This window comes from Brevundimonas sp. (assembly GCF_036677305.1).
Taxonomy (GTDB): Bacteria; Pseudomonadota; Alphaproteobacteria; order Caulobacterales; family Caulobacteraceae; genus Brevundimonas.
On the sequence record NZ_JAKFEB010000055.1, the window covers coordinates 1 to 6723 of the forward strand.

The window sequence follows — 6723 nt, forward strand, 5'->3', positions numbered from 1 at the left end:
GGCCTGGTGATCGTTGTGGGCGCTTTCCGGATCCAGCCGTGTGCGCGGGTCGAACTGCCAGCCGAGGATGACGATCGAGCGCTGCGCCTTGGCCAGGGCTGACCGCAAGGCCTCGAAATAGGCCGCGTTCTCCATCAGCACGGCGAAGCGACCCGCCGTCTCCACCCGCCAGCAGTTGGAGCCGGGTTTCAGCAGGCTTTGCCTGTGTTCGACGTGGGATTCGTTCATGGCGTTGGTTTGGCCCAATAGAGTGGCGGGCGCCGGACGCCTCAAGCTGTACAGGACGCGCCGGCCACTTCCGTTCCACCCTGCGGCGCATATGGTCAATGGTGACGCTTTGTTCATCCGCCCCTGGATTGTCCGAACGCAGTTTTCGGCGCATAAGTTGGGTCGTAGTCGGGACAGGGAGATCGGCGATGCAGGCGCTGATCGAATTTATCGCGGGGTTCGTCGCCCTTCTGGCCGCTGCGGCGCTGTCGCAGTTCGGGCTGGATCTCGACCCGCCGCAGAAATCCGAGCGTGAAATCCATCGCGTGCGCGACTGCGACAACGGCGCCTCGGCCGCGCTCTTCTCCGCTTCGTCCGAGCGCAAGCAGGACTGCTGACCCGCCTCCTGCGGACTGTCACCGGATTCCTTTGTCACCGCCTTTGCTCGCCGCGATTGACTCGTTAGGGTCGCAGCGTCCTATCGCGCGTCGGTCGCCGACGCCGCTCCGTGACGAGATCGCCGCACCATGAAACCACCCCGCCAACGGCCTCCGCTGAACCTGACCGATCCGGATCCCGAGGTCGGCGCGACCGACGCCGCGCCCGAGGTTCAGCCCGAGCCTGTGGCGGAGCGTCCGATGTCCGAACGCCGTCGGCGCCGGCTGGCGGAAGATCAGCGCCGCGCGGAGGAGCGCGCCGCCGCGGAAGCGGCCCGGGCCGCGGCCGCCCCTGCGCTCGCCGTGGCGGAACCCGGCCTCTCGGCCGAGACGCCCCCTGTCGCCTACGAACCTGCGCCTGTGCCTGCGCCGGTGCGCCGGTCCGAAGCCCCCGCGCCCTCGGGCCGCCATGCCTATCTCGTCGCCGGCGTCGCTTCGGCCCTGTGGATCGGAGGCGTCGCCGCATGGTTCATGTACGAATTCGGCGCGGGCGCCGTTGAGCTGGAGCCCCTGCGTCTCGCCGTCTATGCGCTGATCGCCCTGGCGCCCGCCGGGATGGCGATCATGCTGGCCCACGCCGTCCGCCAGGGCGCCGGCCTCGCCGCCGAGACGCGCCGCGCCCGCGAACTTTCCGAAGCGCTGATCGCCCCGACCGCGCTGGCGGCCCAGCAGACCGGAGAGGTCCTGCAGTCCCTGCGCCACGACATCGACCAGGCCTCGCTGGCCGCCGAGCGCGCCCGGACCGACATGTCCCTGCTGCGCGAGGCCCTGTCGCAGGAAACGACCCGACTGAATGAAGCCGCCGAGACCGCCAGCCGCACGGCGCGGCGGCTGACCGAGGAGCTGGGCGGCGAACGCGCCCAGATGGAGATCCTCGGGACGCAGCTCGATACCCAGGCGTCCGGCGTCGTCGACGCCGTCGAACGCCAGTCGCGCATGGTCGTCGACGCCTCGGACCTGGCGCAGACACAGCTTCGCGAGGCCGAGGCCGCCCTCGCCGCCCGCGCCGCCGACCTGGCCGCCGCCGCCGGCGAGGCCCAGGACGCAGCCCGCGTCGCCGCCGACGACCTGGCTCGCCAGACCTTGCGGCTCGAGAACGCCGGCTCGGGCGTGGCGGAACAGATCCAGTCGGTCGAGGAAGGCCTGGGCCAGCAGCGCGCCGCCCTGATCACCGCCGCCTATGCCCTGCGCACCGATCAGGAGGACTTCTCCGCCCAGGTCGAGAGCCAGCGGGCCCAGTTGACCGAACAGTTGTCGGCCAGCCGTTCGGCCGCCGGCGAACTGGGCGACACCTCGACCCGCACGGCTGAGACCATCCGCGACCTCGTCGAAGCCGCAACCGACCAGTTCCGCGCCCTTGTCGAGATGTCCCAGCGCGAGGCGGACGGGTTCGATGCGGCCACGAAGCTGGCGCTCGACCGCTTCGAGGCTCTCGCCGCCGAGGCGCGCGACGCCCTGGTCGAGGAAACCCGACTGGCGCTTTCGGCGCTGCAGGCCACCGCGGAGGAATCGCGCGCCGCCGCCGCCGACGCCGCCGAACAGGCCCGGCTGCGCGCGGATCGTCTCGGGGAGACCCTGTTCGAAACGGCGCAGAAGGCCGACCAGGCGGCCGATGCCCGCGTGGACAGCGCTCGCAAGATCATCGTCGAGACGGGCGGACTGGTCGAGGAGGCCGGGGATCGCGCACTGGAGCGGCTGGAGTCCACGCTGGAGCGCATGAACGCCGCGCTCTCCCAGATTGATGAGACAATCGCCGATCTCGACGAACGCGCCGCCCGCCTGCCGGAAGAGGCGCAAAGGCGGGTCGACGTCGTGCGGACCTCCGTCGAGGAAGGCCTGGCGGCCCTGTCGGCCGCGTCCCAGAAGGCCGCGGCCGACACCGAAGCGCTGGACTCCGGTTTCCAGGAACGGGTGCGCCGCAACTACGACATGCTGACCGAGGCGGTCCGGCTGATGGGCGTGGTGTCAGGCGATACGCCGACCATCCGCCGCCGCGAGCCCGCGCCGGCCGCGCCGACGCCCGAACCCGAGGCTCCGCGCGAGCGCCCCGCCAAGACCGACGAACCCCGAGGCTTCGGCCTGCGGGGACGGCTGAAGCTGGAGCCGATGCCGGGCTCGACGCCGCCCGCCACGCCCGCCGCCGACCGTCTGGGCTGGAGCGATCTTGTCGATGACGGGCCGGGCGAGGCGCCGCTGGACCTGGACACGCCGGTCATGCCCGGCGCCGACATCGAGGGGCTGGAGCAGCGCATCACCGCCGCGATCCGGCGCATGGGCGTCGATCCCAACGCCCTCCTGCCCCGCTCACGCATAGAGGAGGCGGCCCAGGCGGTTGCGGAGCGCGACCCGGACCGGGCGCGCCAGATCGTGCGGCGCGTGGCTCCGGCCGCCGTCCGCAGCGTGTCCCGCCGGGTCCTGACCGATCCCGACCTGCGCGCGGACGCCGAAGCCTATGTGCGGGCCGTCGCCCGGGACCTGACGGCGCGAGCCGGCGCGGGCGACGCGTCGGGCATCCAGGGACGGCTGACCTCCGACGGCGGACGGGCCTATATGCTGCTGGACGCCGCCATAGGCGATCTCGCCTGAGGCGGGTTTACGGCTTGACGGACACGTCGGAAGGGCCTCACGGTCGGTCGGCTTGTCATATATTCGTCACGTAAGCAGGAGCCATGCCCGACACCGCCGCAGAAACCTCGCCGGATCATCGCCCTGGGATCGTGATCTGCGCCTGGGATTCCGGGGAAAGGGGCTGGGACCCGATCGAGGACCTGTCCGGCGTGCCGTGGAGCCCGGCCGGCGCGAGGACCGTCCCGGTGCCGGGCGGCGAACCGACGGCTCTGGCGCAAACCCTCGCCGCCCACCTCGGTGATCAGCGCTGCCGGGCCCTGCTGCTGGTCGGGCGCACGCGTCGCAGCGCCAATTTCAGATTGCAGATCCGGGCCGAAAACCGCTCGCTGGACGGGGTCCATCGCCTGACCAGCGTGGGTCCCGCGATCGCCCGCGCCACGGCGCCGGCGGCCGATATTGTCAGGGCCTTGAACGAGGCCGGCCTACCGGTCGACACCAGCTCGGATGCAGAGGACGACGCCGGCAGCTATCTGCTGTACCGCGTGCTCTCGGACCTGCCCGAGGGACTGGATACGCCGGCTGTGGGCCTGTTGCGCGCGCCCGAAGGCCGCCCCGCCGCCGACGTCCAGCGCGCGGTGAAGGCCGCGGCCGAAGCCATGGCGCGTCACCTGTCGCCGTTGCCGCGTTCCCGCGCCAGCTGACGCCTGAGCGGCAGCGCGGCCAGCAGGCCCGCGGCCGCCATCGCCGCCATCGCCCAGTAGCCGCCTGCGCCGTACCGGTCGTACAGCGTTCCCGAGGCGGCCGTGGCCAGGCCGATCAGCACGCCGGCCGACAGCACCGAACTGAGCATCTGCCCCGCCGTCTGGCTGTCGCCCGGCGCCAGCCGTTCGACGATCTGGATGCCCGCCAGGAAGGTCGCGGCGAAGGTCAGGGCGTGCAGCCCCTGCAGCGGCCACAGCAGCCACAACGGCGGCGCGAACGCCATGGCGCCCCAGCGCAGGACCGCCGCGGCCGCGCCGACCACGAGCATGATCCACGGGCCTATGCCGACGCGCCGGCGCCACGGCTCGAACAGCCACATCAGGGCGATCTCCGCCACCACGCCGAACGCCCAGAGCTGGCCCGTGACCGCCTCGCTGATCCCCTCGTCCTTCCACAGGATGGCCGAGAAGCCGTACTGATAGGCGTGGGCCGCCTGGACCGCGCCGATGGCGAAGATGGCGGTCATGAAGGCGGGGTCCTTCACCAGCCGCCCGAGACCGCGGAACCGCTCGCGTCCCCGCAAGGGCTCGCCCTCGGCGACCGGTTCGGGCGGAAGGCCCCAGACCGCGACCACCGCCACGCCGAGCGAGGCGACGACCAGCCAGACGATGATGGCATCGGCCGGCGCCGTCAGCAGCAGGGCTCCCATGACCATATTGGCCACGACAAAGGCCGCCGAGCCGAACGCCCGCGGCAGGGCGAAGGTATAGCCGAGCCGGCCGGCCAGACGCAGGTTCAGCACATCGGTCAGGGGCACCAGCACGCCCATGGCGGTCGCGCCGACGAACCAGCAGGCCGCCCATGCGAAATAGCCGTCGACCAGCCCTGCCGCGCCGTATCCCAGGGTCATGACCACGCCCATCAGGGCGATGGGCGTGCGCCTCAGTCCGAAACCGTCGGCCCAGACCGCAAGCAGCGGACCGGTGACGATTCGGGCCAGCATGGGTATGGCCAGAAGCGTGCCGATCTGGGCGCCGCTCAACCCCCGCGAGCTTAGCCACAACCCTGCAAACGGAAGGCTGACCCCGGTGGCGCCGAAGAGCAACACATACTGCAAAGCCAGGCGTCGGGCGGCGTTCATCGGGCGGCAATAGCAGACGGACGGGATTCTGTCGGCTAGCGTTCCGGATATGAGAGTGACACGCAGTCTTGCAGTCTTCGCCGCCCTGAACGGAGCCCTCGCCGTCGCGATCGGCGCCTTCGCGGCGCATGGCGCGAGCCCCCAGATCAAGATCCTGCTGACCACCGGCGGCCATTACCAGATGGTCCACGCCCTGCTGGCGCTGGTCTGCGCCGTCTGGCCGGCCCGTTCGCGCCTCGTCACCGTCGCCGGCTGGCTGGCGGCGGCGGGCGGGCTGGTGTTCTGCCTCGCCCTCTCGGCCATCGCCCTGCTCAGCCTGCCGGTCATGGGAGCGATCGCCCCCGTGGGCGGCGTTCTGATGATCTCGGCTTGGCTTTTGCTCGCCGTTACCGCATTGCGGTCACATACCGTCACCGCCTGACCGGCGCGAACAAGAGACCCGATTACCGTATGGCCTTCCCCGCGCCCGAAACGACCCGCCGCGAGTTGTTCCCCGAGATCGAACCCTACGCCACCGGCTTCATGCCGACCGGCGGGGTGCACGAGATCTATTACGAGGAGTGCGGCAATCCGCAGGGCCTCCCCGTCGTCGTGCTGCACGGCGGCCCGGGCGGCGCGGTCAACCCGGGCATGCGGCGCTATTTCGATCCGGCGAAATACCGCATCGTCCTGTTCGACCAGCGCGGCTGCGGCCGCAGCCGGCCCAATGCGTCGCTGGAAGAGAACACGACCTGGACGCTGATCGAGGACATCGAACGCCTGCGCGAACTGCTCGGCGTCGACAAATGGGTCGTGTTCGGCGGCAGCTGGGGTTCCACCCTGTCGCTGGCCTACGCCATCACCCATCCCGAGCGGGCCAGGGCCCTGCTGCTGCGCGGCATCTTCCTGCTGACCAAGCCCGAGCTGCACTGGTTCTATCAGGACGGGGCGTCGAACATCTTCCCCGACGCGTGGGAGCGGTTCCTGGCGCCGATCCCCGAGGACGAGCGCCACGACCTGATGGGCGCCTACTACAAACGCCTGACCGGCGAGGACAAGGCCGAGCGCGATCGCTGCGCCATCGCCTGGTCCAGCTGGGAAGGCGAGACGGTCAGCGTCGAAGGTCCGGACGCGCGTCCCGAAAAGTTCGCCGAGCCGGAGTTCGCGGTCGCCTTCGCCCGTATCGAATGCTGGTATTTCGTCAACGGCGGCTTCTTCCCCGAGGAAGGCTGGCTGTTGAAGAACATCAACCGCATCAAGCACATCCCCTGCTGGATCGCCCAGGGACGGTTCGACGTCGTGACGCCGATCGCCAGCGCGTGGGCCCTGCACCGCGCCTGGCCCGAGGCGAAGCTGGACATCGTCAAGGACGCCGGCCACGCCTCGACCGAGCCGGGCATCATCGACAGCCTGGTGCGCGCCACGGACTGGGCCGCGGGGCTCTGATTTTCAAAGACCGGACAGGCTGAAGCCCCTCTCCGACGCGAGGGCCGGAAAGTTCGGGGAGGGCGCGGGGCGACCGGGCTCGCCCGGTGCTGTTGTAGTTTTACCGTTTCGACGAGACAGCCGCCCCGCGTCGTCGTTTTCCACGCGCGTGCCGGCCGCCGGCCCTGTTCGGGCCTTGCCGACGCCCGGACGGCTCCTTGCAGAGCCGGCCGGGGGGAGACTTGCGGCGTCATGCGCCGCAGA

6 protein-coding genes and 1 pseudogene are annotated in these 6723 nt (G+C 70.8%); 5 read left to right on the forward strand and 2 right to left on the reverse strand.

Going from position 1 to position 6723, the window contains the following annotated elements:
* Window positions 1-228, reverse strand: a pseudogene (locus tag V6M42_RS03395) (hypothetical protein); the annotation flags it as partial.
* Between the two features lie 188 nt (window positions 229-416).
* Between V6M42_RS03395 and V6M42_RS03400 the strand changes: the two are divergent.
* From V6M42_RS03400 to V6M42_RS03410, 3 genes are all read left to right on the forward strand, one after another.
* A complete protein-coding gene (locus tag V6M42_RS03400) occupies window positions 417-605 on the forward strand; it encodes a hypothetical protein (protein ID WP_332660739.1) in 189 nt (62 codons plus the stop codon).
* Between the two features lie 129 nt (window positions 606-734).
* Window positions 735-3230, forward strand: coding sequence for a tipN (locus tag V6M42_RS03405; protein WP_332677167.1), 2496 nt, complete (start codon window positions 735-737; stop codon window positions 3228-3230).
* 83 nt (window positions 3231-3313) lie between these two features.
* Window positions 3314-3913, forward strand: coding sequence for a hypothetical protein (locus tag V6M42_RS03410; protein WP_332677168.1), 600 nt, complete (start codon window positions 3314-3316; stop codon window positions 3911-3913).
* Here the strand turns inward: V6M42_RS03410 and V6M42_RS03415 are convergent.
* Window positions 3877-5055 (reverse strand): MFS transporter, encoded by a 1179-nt coding sequence (locus V6M42_RS03415; RefSeq protein WP_332660742.1) that lies wholly within the window; start codon window positions 5053-5055, stop codon window positions 3877-3879. The two genes, V6M42_RS03410 and V6M42_RS03415, sit on opposite strands and share 37 nt — an antisense overlap.
* A gap of 49 nt (window positions 5056-5104) precedes the next feature.
* Between V6M42_RS03415 and V6M42_RS03420 the strand changes: the two genes are divergently transcribed.
* Together V6M42_RS03420 and pip are read left to right on the forward strand one after the other, a co-directional pair.
* Entirely contained in the window at window positions 5105-5476 is a 372-nt protein-coding gene (locus V6M42_RS03420; protein ID WP_332660743.1) for a DUF423 domain-containing protein, read from the forward strand.
* Between the two features lie 29 nt (window positions 5477-5505).
* The gene (gene pip / locus V6M42_RS03425; RefSeq protein ID WP_332677169.1) at window positions 5506-6480 is read left to right on the forward strand and encodes a prolyl aminopeptidase; all 975 of its coding nucleotides are present in this window, start codon (window positions 5506-5508) and stop codon (window positions 6478-6480) included.
* The last annotated feature ends 243 nt before the right edge of the window (window positions 6481-6723 follow it).